This window comes from Microcystis sp. M109S1, assembly GCF_020247025.1.
Classification (GTDB): Bacteria; Cyanobacteriota; Cyanobacteriia; order Cyanobacteriales; family Microcystaceae; genus Microcystis.
The window spans coordinates 1-2798 of the sequence record NZ_JADBRW010000163.1; the positions used below are offsets into that span (position 1 = coordinate 1).

At 42.4% G+C, this 2798-nt stretch carries 1 protein-coding gene and 1 pseudogene; one reads left to right on the forward strand and one right to left on the reverse strand.

All coding sequences use genetic code 11. From position 1 onward, the window contains the following. A pseudogene (locus tag IM322_RS07810) lies at positions 1-95 on the reverse strand (HNH endonuclease); the annotation flags it as partial. A 628-nt stretch (positions 96-723) separates the two neighbouring features. Between IM322_RS07810 and IM322_RS07815 the strand changes: the two are divergent. After that, positions 724-2798 (forward strand): DUF4114 domain-containing protein (locus IM322_RS07815; RefSeq protein ID WP_287713170.1); only part of this gene is annotated, 2075 nt, incomplete at its 3' end.

Here is a 2798-nt window from a genome sequence, read left to right on the forward strand (position 1 = left end):
TCAGCTTTTCCTTTCAACAATAAAACGATCGCGCGCCGCCAACTGGTAATATTTAGCGGTTCGTAGGAGGCATTCAACACGAGAACCTTGCTCATAGGTGTCTGGAGATCGCTTGAATTTACCCCGAATGGTAGCACAGATCACTGAGATTGGAACCTATTATTCTAAATCCGTTGAGTATAGATCTGGTAGGGTGCGTGTTTGCGGCGATAATCTCTGACAAAAAAACAAATTAATAATCCGCGCCCCACGCACCGACTTGATTATTAAATTGGTGCGTTACGCTTTCGCGCTTCGCACCCTACGATTTATGTTTCTGTTTGTGGCGATAATCTCTGACAAAAAAACTAAATCCGTTGAGTATAGGCTACATATCAGGACAGCCGAACGGCAAGAGGCACTCATGCAAAAGGGGGAATAAATAATCAGTTTTTAATAACCAGATTTAATATGAACTCTCGAAAATTAATTATGCAAGAACTCTAATCATATTATTAAAAACGGATTTAATATAATTAGCAAAACTAATGATATATATATATATATATATGCAAATAATTTATATATATTGACAGTAAAAAGAAACGCCCTTAAGATGCCAACAAAGATTAATTTAATGAATCAAGCTAGACATCCAAGCAGAAGGCATAAGTGGATTTTCCAATACTTCCCCCAATACTTCTAGAAGATGGCTCAAGTCTTTTGGGAGTAGATCAGACCTTGATGGCGACAGCGCCATCTATGCTGGCTCCGACAACGCTAGAAGTGGCTCCTCAAGTCACGCCTCTCACCCTATCTTCTCCTAGCAATTTTCTTGCTCCCGTGAGCGCGGCGGCGAGCGATAACTTAGCTAATCAAAGTGATTCTCTGCTATCAACCCCATTATTAGTTAATCCAGAGGCTGCTAATTTCTCCTTTTCAGATCAAGATACTTCTTGGCTAGGAACCCCTCAAATCAGTCAGTTAGATGATTTAGGCGAGGTTTTAGTCGTTCCGGGTAATCCCTCAGAAAGGGTGAATATGGTTGTCCAGTGGACATTGCGAGAAGCAGCTTTTAATAATGAAGTGGGATTCTTTCTGGTGGATGCTTTAGGTGGGGTAGAAGGTATCGCCCCCGGTGAAGAAGGATTCGCCGAAGCCGCTTTAAGCAGTCCCAGCCGACAAACTCTCTTTAATTCGGGTAATCAAGCGGGAAATTGGCGGGAATTCACCGTTGCGGGGGGTAGTCGTCTAGGGTTTTATGTGATTCAGAATAATACCAGCGCTAATTGGTTAGAAAATAATCGACAAAATCAGGGTCAATCTGGGTTAGCTTTTTTCTCCCTGAAAGGAGCTAATCCTGATAATTTTGATCATTCCCAAAGTAGTCATCTTGGCCGCGGGATCTGGCGGCTTAACTGGGAAGATTTGACGGGTGGGGGAGATCAAGATTTTAACGATGTTGTTTTTAATATTGCTCAAGCAGGAATTGTCTTAGCCGGAGACAAAGGGCAACAGGTTCCCCTAACAGTGGAGGCTGTCAGTCAGGACGCTGATTTTCAAAGCGAGATGGGTTATTATTTGGTTGATACCCCAGATGGCGAAATTAATGGGATTAAACCAGGGGATCAGGGTTATTTAGCTGCGGCCTTGTCAGGCGATCGCCACAAGGTAATTTTTGCCTCTGGGAAAGCGTTTGATAGTAAAACGTTTAACGTCCCTTCTGGGAAATATCTGGGATGGTATCTAGTCGCTAACGGGACGACAGATCAGGCGATCGCCAAGGGGGAAAATGCCCCGCCGGTTTTCTTTTCCTATGCGGCGGCGAATGAGGATGGTTTGAATCATGTCCATGCTCAACAGGATAGTCAGACTTGGACTTGGGAAGATTTTTGGGGCGGCGGCGATCGCGATTTTAATGATTTAGTGTTTCGGTTCAGTTTTGGGGAACCAATTGGAGAACCGATTCAGTTACCGTCTTTGAGCATTGAAAATACCACAGTGACGGAGGGGAATACAGGAACTCAATCTGCTAATTTTACAGTTCGTTTATCAGCCCCTACAAACACAACAGTAACGGCTCAATTTACGACGACGGATGGAACCGCTCAAGCGGGGAAAGATTATGAATCCTCAACGGGAATTTTGACGTTTGCACCGGGAGAAGTGGAGAAAAAGATCGCAGTTGCTGTGAAGGGCGATACAATTAGCGAGCCTACGGAAACCTTCACGGTGAATTTAACAGGAGTGACCAATGCTATCCTGATTCAAGGTGAGGGAATTGGCACGATTCTGGATAATGATAATTCGCTGAATCCACCTGTTAATAACCCTCCTGTCACCGATGCAGATAAAACTATTACTTTACCAGAAGATAGTCAACCTATCCCCTTAAATATTAATCCACCTACAGATATTGATGGGGATACTTTAACGGTTTCTGTCACTCAATTACCAGATAATACTAAAGGAAAAATAACTTTAGGTAATGGTACAGTTATTAATGTGGGTGATGAGATTTCAATTAATTCTCTAACTTCTTTGCTTTACACCCCTCTAGCGGACGTTAATGGTAATGGGGGCAATTTTGTTTATACTGTGAGTGATGGTAAAGGTGGGAATGATAGTCAAACAATTAGTTTTATTATTACCCCTGAGAATACTTCTGATAATAACCCTCCTGTCACCGATGCAGATAAGACTATTACTTTACCAGAAGATAGTCAACCTATCCCCTTAAATATTAATCCACCTACAGATATTGATGGGGATACTTTAACGGTTTCTGTCACTCAATTACCAGATAATACTAAAGGAAA